At 41.8% G+C, this 17228-nt stretch carries 15 protein-coding genes; 9 read left to right on the top strand and 6 right to left on the bottom strand.

Annotated features, from left to right (window positions below; genetic code table 11):
* The first annotated feature begins 16 nt into the window (after positions 1-16).
* Positions 17-4540 carry a LamG-like jellyroll fold domain-containing protein gene (locus AAFN64_RS03470; protein WP_347759291.1) on the top strand — a complete coding sequence of 1508 codons (4524 nt, stop codon included), beginning with the start codon at positions 17-19 and terminating at the stop codon, positions 4538-4540.
* 83 nt (positions 4541-4623) lie between these two features.
* Entirely contained in the window at positions 4624-5307 is a 684-nt protein-coding gene (locus tag AAFN64_RS03465) for a prolyl oligopeptidase family serine peptidase (protein WP_347759290.1), read from the top strand.
* Between the two features lie 96 nt (positions 5308-5403).
* Here the strand turns inward: AAFN64_RS03465 and hisS are convergent, their stop codons facing one another.
* Complete coding sequence (gene hisS, locus AAFN64_RS03460) at positions 5404-6771, bottom strand: histidine--tRNA ligase (RefSeq protein ID WP_347759289.1); 1368 nt, start codon at positions 6769-6771, stop codon at positions 5404-5406.
* Between the two features lie 226 nt (positions 6772-6997).
* Between hisS and AAFN64_RS03455 the strand changes: the two genes are divergently transcribed.
* Positions 6998-8239 (top strand): ABC transporter permease, encoded by a 1242-nt coding sequence (locus AAFN64_RS03455; protein ID WP_300485898.1) that lies wholly within the window; start codon positions 6998-7000, stop codon positions 8237-8239.
* Here AAFN64_RS03455 and prmC read toward each other — a convergent pair.
* Complete coding sequence (gene prmC, locus AAFN64_RS03450; protein ID WP_347759288.1) at positions 8230-9096, bottom strand: peptide chain release factor N(5)-glutamine methyltransferase; 867 nt, start codon at positions 9094-9096, stop codon at positions 8230-8232. The two genes, AAFN64_RS03455 and prmC, sit on opposite strands and share 10 nt — an antisense overlap.
* Before the next feature lies 1 nt (position 9097).
* Positions 9098-9583, bottom strand: a complete 486-nt coding sequence (locus tag AAFN64_RS03445) for a GNAT family N-acetyltransferase (protein WP_347759287.1) — start codon at positions 9581-9583, stop codon at positions 9098-9100.
* A 137-nt stretch (positions 9584-9720) separates the two neighbouring features.
* Here AAFN64_RS03445 and ribD point away from each other — a divergent pair, with 137 nt between their 5' ends.
* From ribD to AAFN64_RS03430, 3 genes are read left to right on the top strand one after another with little or no spacing between them, the layout of a single operon-like run.
* Complete coding sequence (gene ribD / locus AAFN64_RS03440) at positions 9721-10764, top strand: bifunctional diaminohydroxyphosphoribosylaminopyrimidine deaminase/5-amino-6-(5-phosphoribosylamino)uracil reductase RibD (RefSeq protein WP_347759286.1); 1044 nt, start codon at positions 9721-9723, stop codon at positions 10762-10764.
* Positions 10757-11356, top strand: a complete 600-nt coding sequence (locus AAFN64_RS03435) for an HAD family phosphatase (protein WP_347066091.1) — start codon at positions 10757-10759, stop codon at positions 11354-11356. The genes ribD and AAFN64_RS03435 overlap by 8 nt, the downstream gene beginning before the upstream one ends.
* A gap of 9 nt (positions 11357-11365) precedes the next feature.
* Positions 11366-11974, top strand: a complete 609-nt coding sequence (locus AAFN64_RS03430; RefSeq protein WP_347759285.1) for a YigZ family protein — start codon at positions 11366-11368, stop codon at positions 11972-11974.
* A gap of 5 nt (positions 11975-11979) precedes the next feature.
* Here the strand turns inward: AAFN64_RS03430 and AAFN64_RS03425 are convergent, their stop codons facing one another.
* Positions 11980-12390, bottom strand: a complete 411-nt coding sequence (locus AAFN64_RS03425; RefSeq protein WP_300485855.1) for a thioesterase family protein — start codon at positions 12388-12390, stop codon at positions 11980-11982.
* Between the two features lie 192 nt (positions 12391-12582).
* On the opposite strand from AAFN64_RS03425, the gene dnaA reads away from it, so the two are divergent.
* Genes dnaA through AAFN64_RS03410 form a run of 3 tightly spaced genes read left to right on the top strand, consistent with a single transcriptional unit; the run spans position 12583 to position 15203 of the window.
* On the top strand, positions 12583-14010 hold the full coding sequence (gene dnaA / locus AAFN64_RS03420) for a chromosomal replication initiator protein DnaA (protein WP_300485900.1): 1428 nt from the start codon (positions 12583-12585) through the stop codon (positions 14008-14010).
* 3 nt (positions 14011-14013) lie between these two features.
* Complete coding sequence (locus AAFN64_RS03415) at positions 14014-14481, top strand: low molecular weight protein-tyrosine-phosphatase (protein WP_300485857.1); 468 nt, start codon at positions 14014-14016, stop codon at positions 14479-14481.
* Complete coding sequence (locus tag AAFN64_RS03410; RefSeq protein WP_347759284.1) at positions 14478-15203, top strand: SAM-dependent methyltransferase; 726 nt, start codon at positions 14478-14480, stop codon at positions 15201-15203. Before AAFN64_RS03415 ends, AAFN64_RS03410 begins: the two co-directional genes overlap by 4 nt.
* On the opposite strand, the gene AAFN64_RS03405 is transcribed toward AAFN64_RS03410, so the two are convergent.
* Positions 15200-15841 (bottom strand): peptidoglycan-binding protein LysM, encoded by a 642-nt coding sequence (locus AAFN64_RS03405; protein ID WP_211089522.1) that lies wholly within the window; start codon positions 15839-15841, stop codon positions 15200-15202. The two genes, AAFN64_RS03410 and AAFN64_RS03405, sit on opposite strands and share 4 nt — an antisense overlap.
* Before the next feature lie 344 nt (positions 15842-16185).
* The gene (gene mltG / locus AAFN64_RS03400; RefSeq protein WP_347759283.1) at positions 16186-17226 is read right to left on the bottom strand and encodes an endolytic transglycosylase MltG; all 1041 of its coding nucleotides are present in this window, start codon (positions 17224-17226) and stop codon (positions 16186-16188) included.
* Positions 17227-17228 lie beyond the last annotated feature (2 nt).

Genomic DNA, 17228 nt, shown 5'->3' with positions numbered 1-17228 from the left:
AAAACTACTTACCCCTATGAGATCAACAAAATCTATTACAAGGCAATTGCTGCTATTGGTAATCAGCCTTTTACCTAAATTAGTATCGGGACAGACCACGCAGCTCCATCAGGAGAATTTCGAAGTTACCTCAACCTGGACGCTCACCGGAGCAACCATAACGGCTACGAATGCCTATAACGGAACGTCGAAAGTACAGATTCCGGTTAATGGAAGTTCCATCACGTCGCCAGCAATCAACATTGCGGCCTATAACAAGGTGGACGTAAGCTTTTTTGTCCGATCCAATGCTTTAAACAACGCTGATAAAGTTACGCTCCAATACCGCGACAATGCCGCCGCAGCCTGGACTAGTGTAAGGGTGGTCGAAAGAGGAGGAAGCTCTTTACGGGACATTAATGATAACACCAATTATTATGCCCTGTTCGGAACCATTTTTTCAACTTCGTCTACTTTTTCAACGACAGGTCAGTTCCGATTCGTAACAACAACTGGAGGAGCTGCCCGGCAATTTTTTATCGACTATGTAACCATCACCGGGACCATCAATAATACCATTGCTACCGGTCCGGGAGGGATTACTGCTAATCTGGAAACCTGGTTGCGCGCCGATCAGGTCAATGGATCAACGGTAGGAACCGACGGTGCCAATGTGAATATCTGGACCGATCGCGGTAAAGGAAATGATGCCAAAGTAATCGATGCCGGTAATGCCGCGCTGACTGTTCGTCCGGCTTATCGTAACAATGCGACCAAAAATATTAATTTCAACCCGGTAGTGGAGTTCGGAAACAATCCGTCTACCTCTACTTCCAACTACACGTATCTTTCGAACAGAGCCGAATTACAAAGTACTTCCGGTTTTTACTCCCACGACCTGTTTATTGTGGTGATCAATGACAACCCGGCCAGTCTTTCTGCCACGTCGCCCAGTGTCGATTTATTTTGTGCGCAATCGTCTGGCAATAATACTTATGATAAGGATGGTACCGGTATCGGATTTGGGCAATATTCGATTCGATTCGACAACGAAGTCGTGAGTTACTGTGTCGGAAGCACACCGGAACCGACACCCGCCGATGTAACCACCAGAGGTTATGGCCTCGCTCAGGTTAACGGTACGTATACAGGTGTAAACATCATCAACAGCCGTCATAACAGTGGCGGGACCAAACAGGAATTATACAGCAATGCGCTGAGCATTTCGACTACCGAAGTGGGTGTTCCACAATGGCTTGCCTTGTCAAACCGTCGTTACTGGCTGGGAAGAAGTCAGGTTTTTGACGGTAGTTTTGGTGGTCGTGTCGCTGAGGTAATCTCCTATTCGGCACGAAAAAACGATGCCACCGAGCGTAACCGTATTGAATCCTATCTGGGCATAAAATATGGAATCACCTTGGGAACAAATGGTGTGAGTCAGAATTATGTAAACTCCGCCGGAACCACAATATGGAACATTGCGCCAACCGGTTTTAACTATGATATTGCCGGAATCGGACGCGACGATGCGGCGCAGTTAAATCAGAAACAATCCAAAAGTATCAATTCCGGTGCCGTAATTACGATGGGACTTGGCGATATTCTAACAACCAATTCGGCCAATACCAATACTTTTGATGCCGACCGAAAATACCTGGTATGGGGAAGCAATGGTCAGAACATGACTACCAGTGCAACGCCGTTGACCTATACTTTCGGACCTTCGACGGTGACAACCACTACCGATATCACCAATAAACGATGGAAAGTCGTAGAAACCGGCGGCGATGTTGCGACAGTAAAAGTATCTTTAGCGACTACCGATCTTGCCAGCTTACCGGCACTTTCCGGAAATGATGCTTATGTGATGATCATTGCAAGTGATGCTGCTTTTACAACCGGTATCGACATGGTCTTTCTAAACACCAACGGAACCAATCAGGAATGTTTATACGATTTCGACGGAACGAAATACATTGCTTTTGGTGTGGCGCACGAAGTAGTACTTTCTCGCCATATTACCATTGACGGTGTAGACGATGCCGTTCGTGTAGACAATAAAAATGACCTTACCGGTACGTTTACCATCATGGCATGGGCGCGTCCAACCGGAGCAAATAATGCTACAACCGACAAAACAATCGTTTCCAAACACAACGGAACAACCGGTTACCGACTGGTTATCCAAAACGATAACAAAATCCGTATGGAATGGAACGGTGCTTCTCTGATATCAAACACTACACTACCGAATAACATCTGGCATAATATAGCCGCGGTCTATACTGCCGGTACGTTAAGCCTTTATATCGATGGAGTATTGGATCGAACCGGAGTCATGGCGGCTCCTACGGCTACAACCAGTATTTTTACCATTGGTGCGGAATACCGCAATAAAAGTAGTATTGTCAATATCTTTAAAGGTGATATCGACGAATTGCGCATCTGGAACCGCGGACTTGCTATAAGTGAAATCCGCTATATTATGAATCAGGAAATTGCAAGTTCCGGAGCCAATACACTGGGTAAAATCATGCCGTCGACCGTGACGAAAAATGATATCAGTGCGCTAATATGGTCCAGCTTAACAGCTTACTATTCGATGAATTCCTATATCGGAACGCATATCAACGACAATTCCTTAAATAAAAACCGAGGAAACCTTGTTAATCCAAGTAAGATTGATATTAACACACAAACCGCTCCGATGCCTTACGATAGTAATGCAACCGGTTTGTGGAGCAATACCACTACGTGGACAAATGGTACCACTCAGGATTTACCGTATTCACTATCAATCGTAGATGGTACGACATCCATTGACTGGAATATTGTACGAACGGCTCACGACGTAACATCCAGTGGTAATAAAACCATGTTAGGCTTCTTTGTAAACGCCAATACTGTTTTTGCAACCAACGATTCTAAAATCGAGGTAAGCCACTTTTTACGATTAAACGGTAAAATTGACCTGCAAGGCCGTTCCCAATTAGTACAAACCTTTAATTCCGATTTGGATCCAACCAGTTCGGGATCGATTGAACGCGATCAACAGGGACAATCCAATAAGTTTAATTACAACTACTGGTCGTCGCCGGTTGGAGCAATCAATGCGACAACCAACAACAACAATTATACGGTAAGCGGTATTTTACGAGACGGTACCAATCCTGCGGTTCCGGTAGCCATCAACTGGGTAAACGGTTATGACGGTTCGCCAACTACACCGATCAGCCTGGCGCGATACTGGATTTATAAATTCCAAAATCTTTCCGATTTGTATGCCAACTGGACACAAATATTCGAAACCGGTATATTGTCGCCTTCCAGCGGATTTACGTTAAAAGGAAGTGGCGCCGGAACGGCAACTCAGAATTATGTTTTTGTTGGAAAACCGAACAACGGACGTATTACCAATACTGTATCGCCAAACAACATCAATCTTAGCGGAAATCCATATGCTTCTGCTTTGGATGCCGAATTGTTTATTGCCGACAATGCAGCGGCAACAAACGGTTCCGTTTATTTCTGGGAACATTACCCAACCAATGCCACACATGTACTGCAACAATACCAGGGCGGTTATGCCACTCGTAATCTTGCCGGTGGAACCCCTCCTGTTTCGCCTCCGGGCATTAGCGGACAGGGATCCAGTTCTCGTGTTCCGGGGCGTTATATCCCGGTTGGACAAGGTTTCTTTATACATGCGAGTTTCCTGGGCGGAACAATTGTATTTGACAACAACCAAAGAGCCTTTGTAAAAGAAGATGCCGCCACGTCGAACGTAATGTTCCGTAACACCAATACCACTGCAACGGCAATGCCGGCTTCGGATCATTTTAACAATAACGACAACGATCCGGTGGCGGTGACTTCAAACAGTAAAATACGTTTGGGCTTTACCTCACATACCGGTAACCATCGTCAGATCCTTTTGGCTTTTATGGGCAATCAGGCTTCAGATGGATGGGATTACGGTTATGACGGTGTGGTAATCGACGACGATTTGCCACAGGATATGTTATTCCTGTTAGGAGACAAAAAACTGGTGATTCAGGGTGTGGGTCATTTTAATTCGAATTTGTTCTACCCGTTATACGTAAGAACAGACAACCCGGGTATTGTAAAATTCGAAATCGATGCTTTGGAAAATTTCAATCCGGATCAACCGATTTATATCTACGACAACACGACAGGACATTTTTACGACATTCATAATTCGCCATTGGAAATAGCTGTTCCGGCGGGTGAGAATCAAAAACGTTTCTCGCTTTGTTTCGAAATGAGAAAACTTTCGGTTACCGATAACGTACTTGAAAATGTTACTGTAGCCTACCTCCAGGGAGCGAATCAGATTCGTATTAAAAACGACCTGAACGATACTGTAGTCGAACAAGTAAGCCTTTACAATGTTTTAGGACAACAAATCAGTTCATGGCGTACCAATACTATGGAACAGACCGAAATTTTGTTGCCGGTACGCAATGTCAGCGCCGGAACGTACATTATAAAAGTCGACACCAATAAAGGCTCCATCAGTAGGAAAACCATCATTAAATAATAGAAAGGCCTCGCATTTGAGGCCTTTTTTTATCGCACTTTTAATTGTAAAAAAGTACCTTTGCACTCCAATCCCCTATTCGCATGAAAACCTATTTTATAATCCTCTTTTGCCTTTTTTCAATTACCCTGACACGGGCACAATTACAAGCCATTACCGATAAAACCGATTATCCGTTTTATATCAACCTGCCGGAACAGGAAGTGCTGGATCAAAAAGCACCGATTATCATTTTTCTACACGGCCGAAGTCTTTCGGGAACCAATCTTGAAAGAGTACGTCGTTATGGCGTATTAAAAGCGATCGAAAACGGTAAAAAAATCCCGGCTATCGTAGTAGCGCCACAACTGCCTTCCGGGCCTTGGGATCCGGATAAAGTTTTAAACGTACTGGAATATGTTCAACAAAATTACAACACCGATCCGTCGCGCGTATATGTCTGCGGAATGAGTCTTGGCGGATACGGAACCATGCATTTCGCCGGAAAATATGCCGATAAAATTACCGCGGCCGTGGCTATTTGTGGTGGTGGTAATGTAAACGACGCTTGTAAACTGGCTACGATTCCGTTATGGGTTCAGCATGGAAATAAAGATTTTATTGTTCCGTTATCGGAATCCAAAAAAATTGTAAAAGCGATCAAAGCCTGTAAACCGGACGCCGATGTTACTTTTACGATTATCCCGGGCGGCAATCACAGTAATGTGGAAAATATATTCCGAAAAGATGCCGTTTATGACTGGATGTTAAAACAAGTTCGGAAATAACCTCAAATAAAAAAGGCTGTCATATGACAGCCTTTTTTATTTGAAATTTAGTTTGTCACACCTGACAGGTTTCAAAAACCTGTCAGGTGTTTTACATTACAGCATATTTTTTAACGCCTCAAGGCTTACTTTACTTTGTTCACCCGACGCCAGATCTTTTACCGCATATTCGTTATTTGCAATTTCTTCTGCGCCTACAATTACAGCATAGGGAATACCGCGTTTATCGGCATACTGAAACTGCTTTCCGATCTTCGCATTACTCGGATACAATTCTACTTTGATTCCCGCTTTACGCAATTGCCCAATCGCACGCATCGCATATAACGCTTCCGCATCTCCAAAATTCAGGAACAACGCACGTGAAGTTGCCGTAACCGTTTCCGGGAACAGGTTTAATTCTTCCAATACCAGATAGATCCGATCCAATCCGAAGGAAATTCCAACACCACTCATATTTTTCAATCCAAAAATACCGGTAAGATCATCATAACGACCACCGCCACCAATAGATCCCATACTTACGGTTTTAGGCGCCGATACTTCAAAAATAGCACCGGTATAATAATTTAATCCACGGGCCAGCGTTACATCCAGATCCAAAGCGGATTTATCCAAACCTAAAGCCGTTACATTTTCGCAGATAAATCGCAATTCTTCCACTCCTTTTAATCCTTCTTCGGAAGTCGCTAACAAATCGGATAATTTTTCGATCTTTTCGGAAATCGATCCGGTAAAATGGAACAACGGCTGAACTTTTGCGATGGCTTCCTCAGAAATCCCTTTTTCGGACATTTCCTTTTTCACGCCATCTTCGCCAATTTTATCCAGCTTATCCAACGCAACGGTAAAGTCGATTAATTTATCTTTCGCGCCGATCACTTCAGCGATACCCGACAATATCTTACGGTTATTGATTTTAATCGTTACGCCATCCAATCCCAAAGCCGAGAAAACACTGTCGTACAATTGTACCAATTCCACTTCCTGCCATAGCGAAGTCGATCCTACTACATCGGCATCACATTGGTAAAACTCTCTGAAACGACCTTTCTGAGGTTTATCCGCACGCCAAACCGGTTGAATCTGATAACGCTTAAACGGGAATTCAATTTCATTCTGATGTTGTACCACATAACGTGCAAACGGAACGGTCAAATCATAACGCAGGGCTTTTTCCGAAATCTGAGCCGTTAGTTTTAAACTGTCTTTCGTTTCCAGAAAAGCATCGTTCGCTTTAGCAAGAAAATCTCCGGAATTAAGAATTTTAAAAATCAGACGGTCGCCTTCTTCGCCGTATTTCCCCATAAGGGTTTCAGAATTTTCAAAAGACGGCGTTTCGATCGGTTGGAATCCAAATCGTTCAAAATTGGATTTGATCGTGCTGAATATATAATTTCGTTTTGCCACCTCTAACGGTGAAAAATCCCGGGTTCCTTTCGGTATACTTGGTTTCTGTGCCATTTTAGAATTGAAATTTGAATTGTAAAACATCGGAAAAACAGCAAATGCTTTCCGGTTTCCGTGTTTTGCAAATATCTTACTTTTTCAAATGATCTCCGTTCCCTTTTTAAAAAAAAGCGACACTTTTCGGGTTGTTTTATCGCTCATTAAAGATCCGGATAGTATTCTTACACTTTTTAACGGATGGTGTGTAACAAAATCTGTATTTTAGTGACAAATTAGCATGATGTTCGGACTATTCAGAGAAAATACAAAAATCGCCTTAGGTGCCATCAAAAGTCAGTTGTTGCGTACCATCCTTACGGTAATGATTATCGCAATCGGAATCACCGCACTGGTAGGAATCCTAACTGTGGTTTCGGCCCTTGAAAATACAATTGCAAAAGATTTCGCTTCGATGGGTGCGAATACCTTTTCCATTAGTCAGTACGATTTGTCTTCGCAGATCAACAACAACGATCCGAATCAGAAAATCAACCCGATTATCAGTTATCCGCAAGCCCGTGCTTTTCAGGAAAAATACAATTATCCGTTATCGACCACTTCGCTTTCGTTTACCGCAACCAGTAAAGCCGAAGTAAAATACGAATCTCAAAAAACCGATCCGGAAATCACCGTTGTGGGTGTCGATGAAAACTTCCTACCGAACAAAGGACTGGAAACGACAAAAGGACGGAATTTCACCGGTTTTGATATCAAAAACAACAACTTTGTCTGCATTTTGGGTTCCGATTTTGAAAAAGGACTTTTTAAAGACACCAATGCAATCGACAAAACGATTTCCATTCGCGGCGCCCGTTTTAAAGTGATTGGCGTATTAAAAGAAAAAGGATCCACTTTTGGAAACAGTCAGGATTTAAGGGTACTAATCCCGAATCAGATTGCCCGTTCGCTCTTTTCCACACCAAATATCAATTACGACTTAAGTGTTATGATCGGTCAGAAAGAAATGATTGATCAGGCAGTTGACGATGCGATTATTACCATGCGTAAAATCCGCAAACAAAACCCGGTGGAAGAAAGCAACTTTGGAATCGAACGCAGTGATGATCTGATCAATACTTTATTATCGAATACGCAATTTTTAGGTTATATCGCATGGGGTGTTGGAGTGATTACCATTTTTGGTTCGTCTATCGCTTTGATGAACATCATGTTGGTATCGGTTACGGAAAGAACCCGCGAAATCGGTGTTCGTAAATCACTCGGTGCCAAAAAAAGCACGATTGCGTGGCAGTTTTTTACCGAAACGCTTGTTATCGGTCAATTGGGTGGACTGGTTGGTATCCTACTCGGAATTTCCGTAGGTTTTCTGATATCGGTTGCCATCAAGTTTAGCTTTGTCGTCCCATGGATGGCTATTTTTGCCGCTTTTGCCACAACCTTTATTGTCGCAATCGTTTCCGGATTGTATCCGGCGATCAAAGCGTCGCAGCTGGATCCGGTAGAAGCCTTGCGCTACGAATAAGAACCCCAAACGGCTTTGGTCATCCGATCGTTTTCGTAAATATCTTTGCGGAGTTCAATTTGGGCAAACGTATGGGTTTCCAGTAAATTTTGCATTTCCGGTCCGAGATATTGGTTGATTTCAAAAAACAAGAATCCGTTGCGATTCAGGTTTTTTGTCGCCAGTTCGGTTATTTTACGGTAAAACAATAACGGATCGTGATCCTCCACAAACAAAGCGAGATGTGGTTCAAATTCCAGTACGTTTTTCGAAATTTCCTGTTTCTCCAGATTGCGTACATACGGCGGATTCGACACAATAATATCGAACATTTCCGGCAGAATCGTTGTTTCCAGAATATCTTTATGCCAGAAGGTCACCGGTGCGTCCAACTGTCGGGCGTTTCTTCGGGCAACTTCCAGTGCTTTTTCCGACACATCGATTGCATATACTTCGGCTTCCGGCAGATTTTTGGCCAGTGAAACCGCAATACAACCGCTTCCGGTTCCGATATCCAATATTCTTATTTTCCGATCCTTGGGTAATCCGGATACCGAATTCAGAATCCACTCGACCAACTCTTCTGTTTCCGGCCGTGGAATCAGGACATTTTCGTTGACATAAAACGACAGTCCGAAAAATTCGGTTTCTTCAAAAATATACTGAATCGGTTTTTGTTCTTTTAACTGATGTAATACGGTTTCCCATTGCAACAATTGCATTCCATCCAGTTCGAAACCGGGTTGCAAAGCCAGATCGAGGCGTTTCATCTGGTGAAAGGCTTCCAGCGTGATATAAAAAAAACTATCGATTTCCTGTTCGTCGTAAATCGATACTAATTCGGTTTTAAAATAATCGCGGTATTCTTTTAACAGCATCTTATAAATCTTTGATCATCCAAATTGGACATGAACTGTGTCCCGTATTTCCCAACGGTGTGTCCAAATAATAAAATCCGGTTCTTTCGTATAATTTTCGGGCGGCTTCCATATTGGGCAGCGTTTCCAGATAGCATTGCGCAAATCCGAGCGCTTTTGCCTGTTCGAGACATTTTTCCATCATCGCGGCGCCCAATCCCAATCCTCTGGATTTCGGAAGGAAATACATTTTTTGCAATTCGCAAATCGCTGCCGATCCATTTGCCAAAGGCGCAATTCCGGCCGTTCCGATGATTTTTCCGTTTACCAAAGCTACAAAATAAACCGAACGCGGTACCGCATAGGTTTCAAACATACAATCCAAAGCGGTATCGGCATAGGCTGTCCCCACTTTTGGGACATCATGCTCCACTAAAACATTCCGGATTAGTGCTGCCACCGTAGCATTATCACTTTTTTTTATGGCTCGTATTTCGATTGTATTCATTTTTTGAGTAACTTATTTTTTGCAGATTAGTCTACAGGAATTACATTTGCCTGTTGCAAATCGTAGCGAATGTAAGCAGCTTGGCTGACAGTTCATAAACATTTACAAAAAAATTATAACATCAACAGGACATTTTCTTGAAAACGCACGAACACTATATCAACCGATGTATCGAATTGGCCCGAAACGGACTGGGGACGACCTATCCGAATCCGCTGGTAGGCAGTGTCATTGTGCACAACGGTACAATTATCGGAGAAGGCTGGCATCAAAAAGCCGGTGAAGCCCATGCGGAAGTCAACGCCGTAAATTCGGTGCAGGACAAATCGCTATTATCGGAAGCCACTATTTACGTAAGCCTGGAACCGTGTAGCCATTTTGGAAAAACACCACCGTGCTGCGATTTGATCATTCATAATAAAATCCCAAATGTTGTAGTGGGTACGGTCGATCCGTTTGCCAAAGTCGCCGGAAACGGTATCCGAAAACTGGTGGAAGCCGGAAAAAATGTTACGGTGGGTATATTGGAAGACGATTGCAACGAACTGAACAAACGCTTTTTTACGTTCCATCAGGAAAAACGACCGTATATTATTCTGAAATGGGCCGAAAGTCAGGATGGCTATATTGCACCTTTGCATAAAGACGAACAAAAACCGGTTTGGATTTCGAATACCTATTCCCGTCAGTTGGTTCACAAATGGCGTAGCGAGGAACAGGCCATTCTGGTTGGGACGCAAACGGTTATAGACGACAATCCGAAATTAAATACAAGAGATTGGTCCGGTAACGATCCGATCCGCATCGTACTAGACAGAACTGGACGGATCCCAGACAATGCTGCTGTAAAAGACGGGTCTGTAAAGACCATCATCTTTACTGAGGCTGAAAATATGCAAAATACCGCTTCCCTTTTTTTTGAAAATTGTATCTTTGATACTAAACTTCCCCATACGATCATGGCTACTCTTTACCGGCACGATATTCAGTCGTTGCTGATAGAAGGCGGTCGACAAACATTACAGTTGTTTATTGATGCCGGATTATGGGATGAAGCACGTGTTTTTAAAGGCGCTATAATGCTAAACGAAGGTGTAAAAGCACCGGTTATAAAAGGTACGGTGAGTAACCGACAGCAAATTATGAACGACGAACTTCTAATTTTCAGACACCATGATTGATACTATTATATTCGACTTTGGTAATGTTTTTATCAACCTGGCCGAAGAAGCCCCTTTCGAACATATGCGAAAAGCCGGGCTGGTTTGCTGGAACGAAGATCTGGACAACCTGAACAAACGCTATGAAAAAGGAAAAATAAAAGAATCCGATTTTTTTGGCGGGTTACAAAAATACATCCCCAACAAAAGCCTGATCGAGATCCGCGATGCCTGGAATGCCATTTTGCTGGATTTCCCTTTATACCGACTGGAGTTTTTACAGAAATTATCGGCCAAATACCGGTTATTTCTACTGAGCAATACCGACGCCACCCATATTGAAAAGTTTGAAAACAAGGTCGGAGAAACATTTAGCCGCGAGTTTTATCAATGCTTCGAAAAAGTCTATTTTTCATTCGAAATCGGCCTTAGAAAGCCCGATCCCGAGATCTTCAACTATATCATCAACAAACATGAATTATCCCCCAAAAGGACCCTTTTTGTAGACGACAACAAGCACAACACCGATGTGGCCGCTAATTTAGGTCTTAACATCTGGAACTTACAGGTAGGCAAAGAAGATGTCGTTGATTTGCTGGATAAAAACTGGTAATTTTTAGCATTGGAAAAAGATACATACAAAACCCTGGCCGCTCCATCGGAAGCGGTCCTTTACAAAGAAAAAAACAGTAAATTTTTTGGTTATGCCTTTCCGATCACTTCGGAAGACGACGTCAAATCCCTATTGGAGGATCTCAAAAAGCAGCATCATTCGGCGCGCCATTGGTGTTATGCCTTTCAAACCGGTACCAATAAGATCTATTTTCGCGCCAACGACGACGGCGAACCCAACAACTCGGCCGGAATGCCTATCTACGGACAAATACAGTCCTTTGATGTAACCAATGTACTGGTTGTTGTCGTTCGTTATTTTGGTGGCGTTAAACTTGGTGTTGGCGGATTGATCTCTGCTTATAAAACAGCCGCGCAAATGGCACTGGAAGTTTCAGACATTATCGAACAAACGATAGACATTCATTACCTAATCCGTTTTGATTATAAAAACATGAACAAAGTCATGCGGGTCATTAAAGAAAAAAACCTGGACATTATTGATCAACAAATGGAGATGAGTTGTCAGATTGAGATTGCTACGCGAAAAAAAAATGCCGAAATGATTTTCGACATTTTTTCGAATCTTTATGAGGTTGAAATTCTCGAAAAAGAATAAGTTTTTTAATTTTCAACAAAGGCGGTTAACTTTTCCGTAACATAAGCTGGAGGTAGGGTTGGCCTTCCCGTTTTCATATCCACAAACACCAAAACGGAGTTCCCGGTTGTTAATAACTCCCCTCCTTCATTGTAGATTTCGTAGTCAAATTCGATCTTCACAGAGGTCTGACTTTTAAAGATTGTTTTCACCGTTAGCAGATCGTCATAACGGGCCGGTTTTCGGTAATTCATACTTAGCGAAACCACCGGAAGCATGATCCCGTTTTCTTCCATCCATTTATAAGAAAGTCCCAGATTTCTAAGCCATTCCACGCGTCCCATCTCAAAATACTGCGCATAATTCCCGTGATAAACGACTCCCATTTGGTCCGTTTCGGCATAACGGACACGAACCTGAAATTGATATTCTTTCATATTAATTTTTTGTTAATTTATTTTAAAAAGATTTTTAAATGTACTTACAATTTTTTTTTCATAAAATCAATATGACTTATATTTTTTTTTTGGAAAAATTGTCCACATATTTGTCTCTCCAATTTCAGCGAAAGTGTCTTACTTTTGCTTTTTGCATTCAACATAAAAAAAACGTTAATTATGCCCGAATATATGAATAAAACTGCGCAATCGGTATGGGATAACTGTCTATCGTTCATAAAAGACAATATCCAGGACCAAGCATATAAAACATGGTTTGAGCCAATCAAAGCTGTTGAGCTTACTGATAACGCATTATATATTCAGGTACCTAGTAAATTTTTCTATGAATGGTTGGAGGAGCATTACGTAAAATTACTGAAAGTTGCCCTGACAAAAGAACTTGGTGCGAGCGCAAAGTTACTTTATAAAATCAAAATGGAAAACACTTATGGCAACAAACAACCGTTTACGGAACAATTGCCAAGTGTTAGCCGTCCGCAGGTAAAACCACAGGAAGTTGACGTACCGATTCAGAATAAAAACCCGGAGCTTAAAAATCCGTTTATTATCCCGGGAATCCGAAATGTAAAAATCGAATCCCAGTTAAACTCCAATTACAGCTTTGATAATTTCCTGGAAGGAGAATCCAACCGTTTGGCACGTTCTGCCGGAATGGCGGTTGCCAACAAACCCGGAGGAACCTCTTTTAATCCACTATTGCTTTTTGGTGGTGTTGGATTAGGGAAAACACACCTTGCTCATGCTATTGGTGTTGAAATCAAAGAAAAACATCCGGAAAAAACCGTGTTATATATTTCAGCAGAAGTATTTACACAACAATATATTGATTCCGTTAAAAAGAACACCCGTAACGACTTTATCCATTTTTACCAATTAATTGACGTATTGATCATTGATGACGTACAATTCTTATCCGGTAAAGCAGGAACACAAGACGTATTTTTCCATATTTTCAACTATTTACACCAGAATGGCAAACAGGTAATCCTGACTTCCGACAAAGCACCGGTAGATATGCAGGATATCGAACAGCGTTTGCTTTCGCGTTTTAAATGGGGGCTTTCGGCCGAAATCCAACAACCGGATTACGACACCCGAACCGCTATCCTAAAAAACATCCTGTACCGTGACGGAGTTGAAATGCCGGACGAAATCGTAGAATATGTAGCCAAAAACATCAAAACCAACGTACGGGAACTCGAAGGTGCCATTATTTCATTAATCGCACAATCGTCATTTAACAAACGGGAAGTAACGACCGAACTGGCCAAACAGGTTGTGGAAAAATTCGTAAAAAATGTAAAACGCGAAGTTTCCATCGATTATATTCAAAAAGTTGTATCCGACTATTTCCAGTTGGATATCGAAACATTACAATCGAAGACCAGAAAACGTGACGTCGTTCAGGCACGACAATTGGCCATGTTTTTTGCTAAAAAATTCACCAAGGCTTCTTTAGCCAATATCGGATCACAAATTGGCGACAGAGACCACGCGACCGTATTACACGCTTGCAAAACGGTTGACAATCTGGTTGCCACCGACAAACAATTTAAAAAATACGTAGACGATATACACAAAAAGTTATCCCTATAACCCATGCCTACAAAAATCCTAATGGTTTGCCTGGGGAATATTTGCCGATCCCCTTTAGCTGAGGGAATCTTAAAAAAAAGACTCCCAGCAGATGCTTTTGAGGTCGATTCTGCCGGGACCGGAGGATGGCATGCCGGTGAACATCCGGACAAACGTTCGATTCTTACAGCTAAAAACCACGGAATTGATATTTCCAATCAACGAGCCAGACAATTCAAGCTGGTCGATTTCCAGGATTTTGACTATATTTTCGCCATGGATAATAACAATTATAAGGACATTATCCGACTGGCACCGGACGAAGCTTCCAAAAATAAAGTCCGACTTATCTTAAACGAATTATATCCCGGCGAGAATATTTCGGTTCCCGATCCTTATTATGGCGGACAAACCGGTTTTGAACAGGTTTTTAACCTACTTGACAAAGCCTGCGATATTCTTGCATACAAATTAAAAACACATCATCTATGAAAGCGGCTACTTCTTATGGCAAACTGTATCTCATCCCTACGACTCTGGGCGAAATGAACCCGGAAGATGTTTTGCCGCAAACCATAAAAAGAAGTATCGATTTTATAGATCACTACATCGTTGAAAACGAAAAGACAGCCCGTCGTTTTATTAAAAGCGTTTATCCCGAAAAAAAACAGCCGGAATTAAAAATTTCCGTACTGAACAAGCATACCGAAATCTCGGAACACCATGCTTTTATCCAGCCACTTTTAGAAGGTCAGCATATCGGATTGATGAGTGAAGCCGGTTGTCCCGGTGTAGCCGATCCCGGCGCTGCAATTGTAAAACTGGCGCATGAAAAAGGGATTCAGGTGGTACCACTTGTTGGCCCTTCTTCCATTTTACTAGCCATTATGGCTTCCGGAATGAATGGACAGAGTTTTGCCTTTAACGGCTACCTCCCTATTGATAAATCGGAGAAAAAACAGGCGTTGAAGAATTTCGAAAAGCTGTCATCCGACAAAAACCAGTCACAGCTTTTTATCGAAACACCCTATCGAAACAACAAACTTTTTGACGATTTACTGCAGACTTTACAACCCGGTACACACCTGTGCATCGCCTGCGACATTACGTTACCAACCGAATTTATCAAAACCCGAACGGTTAACGAATGGAAAAAAAATAAGGCCGATTTACACAATCGACCTTGTATTTTTATTATTCATAAAATGAATTAATTCATTTTAACCTTTGCATTGGGATTTGCCACAATGTTTGAGGTATCATACCCTCCGAATTTTCTAAGGTAACTTTTTAACGAGGTTCCGAAACCATCGGTAAACCCGTTATTACCATTGCTTTTAAGAAAGCTTTTCACCGAACCTGCGCCACCTAAGTGTGCCGCAGCAAGGATACCTGATTCGGTTATTTTCACACCTTTAATCACTTTTCCTTCATAACGGTCGATTTCCTTACGGAGCTCCCATTTATTTCGCGCTAAAAGTGCTTTAAAGGCTTTTTCCTGCATTCTTGGGTTTTTTAGAAACCCAGCGACATCATAAATACCAACCGTTCTTAAAGTGCTCTTTCCGAACTGGTATTTTCCCATATAACCAAACGGATTCACCAGGTTATATAATCCGAGCGATTCTTTAATAGCGATCGCCTGCTTAAAACCTACGTATGATTTACCGGTAAATGGGAAATTAAAAAATACTTTGCTGGTTTCTTCTTCGGTGGGAACTAAATACGTGATTACTTCATCATCCTCAATATGGAATCCTTCTAACTTTTCTACTTCGAAGACTTTAAATCCCGAACTGATTAAGGTGATTAGGAGTATCAATCCTAAAAAGTACGTCCATTTTTTTATCATAAATTTTGATTTCTCAAGCCCTGTCACCATCTTGAAATTTCCGTTTGCAAATATAAGACAATTTTTATAAACCTGAAAATCAAGCTGTTAAAGTTATCTAAAAATAAACTTAACAACAACCTAACGCTTGCTTAACGCCCTGAAACCGCTGGCTCCCAATGGATGAACCCTGATTTTGCCGCATTCCAAAAAGTCAAAAAAATGAGCTAAAAATGGTTTTTGCAATGCAACTACGGCAGGAATAAAGATTTGGACTAAATAAACATAATACTGCTAACTCCCAAAAAAACAAGGCCTTCCGAACAAATCAGAAGGCCTTAATTTTTTTGCTTTAGCTTTTTTACTTATCGGTTGATACCCTGTTTGGCCAACCACTCCACATATTTCTTTTTATTAACACCATGCTGCGCTAAAGTCGACGCAAATTCGTGATATCCGAACTTCTCCACGCTCGCACAGAAATAGATATAATCGTGCTTTTCGGCATTTAAAACCGCATCGATCGCATTAATATCCGGCATGGCAATTGGTCCCGGAGGTAAACCGGTATGCATATAGGTATTATACGGAGAATTGATTTTAAGATCTTCATACAACACTCTTTTGATCACACGATCAAAATCATTGGATTCTTTTTTTACCGCAAAAATAACCGTCGGATCCGCTTGTAATGGCATATCCACTTTTAAACGGTTCAGGTATACTCCGGCTACGCGTGGTCGCTCATCAATTTTAGCCGTTTCCTTATGTACAATCGCTGCCAAAGTCGACACTTCGATTGGTGTTAACCCTAAGGCCTTGGCTTTTTGCAAACGCTCCTCATTCCAGAATTTGCGATATTCTTTGATCATCTTATCACGCACCTTCGTAGCGGTTGTATTCCAATAAAACTCATAGGTATTTGGAATGAACATACTCAGGATGTTTTCTTTATTAAAACCGTTTTCAGCCATAAAAGTCGAATCGGTAAAAGTATTGGTCAATGTAAGACTATCCGGTTCGATCTGACTCGATAAACGCTGTACCAGTTTCCCTAGTGATTCCTGGTTATTAAAGGCCATTTTTACCGGTACGTTTTTACGAAGGGAACGCACGATATCAAAACTACTCATTCCTTTTGTCAACAGGAATTTTCCGGAAACCACATTTTGCTCATAGCCTCTTTTGGACGCCACAAAGTCAAAATGTTCCATGTTTTCAATATAAGGTTCCAATATTTTTTGCACCTGCGGATAAGTCGCATCGGTCGGAACATAGACAAATGTTTCGTTTTCGGAAAATTTTGTATTAGCCGAAAATACTTTGTTATACAGTACATAACCGTAAATCAAAGCAACGAATAGCAATACTACCGAAAAAATGCTGATGATTTTTTTTACTTTCAAAA

Origin of the sequence: Flavobacterium sp. CAU 1735 (genome assembly GCF_039888695.1) — a bacterium.
Taxonomy (GTDB): domain Bacteria; phylum Bacteroidota; class Bacteroidia; order Flavobacteriales; family Flavobacteriaceae; genus Flavobacterium.
Note: the sequence above shows the minus strand (reverse complement) of the source record. Positions and strands in the feature narration are given on the sequence as shown.

What these genes read in the sequence shown, in the direction of transcription:
- AAFN64_RS03470 (WP_347759291.1), top strand. Translation starts at nt 17, where the DNA reads ATGAGATCAACAAAATCTATTACAAGGCAATTGCTGCTATTGGTAATC.
- AAFN64_RS03465 (WP_347759290.1), top strand. Translation starts at nt 4,624, where the DNA reads ATGAAAACCTATTTTATAATCCTCTTTTGCCTTTTTTCAATTACCCTG.
- hisS (WP_347759289.1), bottom strand. Translation starts at nt 6,771, where the DNA reads ATGGCACAGAAACCAAGTATACCGAAAGGAACCCGGGATTTTTCACCG.
- AAFN64_RS03455 (WP_300485898.1), top strand. Translation starts at nt 6,998, where the DNA reads ATGTTCGGACTATTCAGAGAAAATACAAAAATCGCCTTAGGTGCCATC.
- prmC (WP_347759288.1), bottom strand. Translation starts at nt 9,096, where the DNA reads ATGCTGTTAAAAGAATACCGCGATTATTTTAAAACCGAATTAGTATCG.
- AAFN64_RS03445 (WP_347759287.1), bottom strand. Translation starts at nt 9,583, where the DNA reads ATGAATACAATCGAAATACGAGCCATAAAAAAAAGTGATAATGCTACG.
- AAFN64_RS03435 (WP_347066091.1), top strand. Translation starts at nt 10,757, where the DNA reads ATGATTGATACTATTATATTCGACTTTGGTAATGTTTTTATCAACCTG.
- AAFN64_RS03425 (WP_300485855.1), bottom strand. Translation starts at nt 12,390, where the DNA reads ATGAAAGAATATCAATTTCAGGTTCGTGTCCGTTATGCCGAAACGGAC.
- dnaA (WP_300485900.1), top strand. Translation starts at nt 12,583, where the DNA reads ATGAATAAAACTGCGCAATCGGTATGGGATAACTGTCTATCGTTCATA.
- AAFN64_RS03415 (WP_300485857.1), top strand. Translation starts at nt 14,014, where the DNA reads ATGCCTACAAAAATCCTAATGGTTTGCCTGGGGAATATTTGCCGATCC.
- AAFN64_RS03410 (WP_347759284.1), top strand. Translation starts at nt 14,478, where the DNA reads ATGAAAGCGGCTACTTCTTATGGCAAACTGTATCTCATCCCTACGACT.
- AAFN64_RS03405 (WP_211089522.1), bottom strand. Translation starts at nt 15,841, where the DNA reads ATGATAAAAAAATGGACGTACTTTTTAGGATTGATACTCCTAATCACC.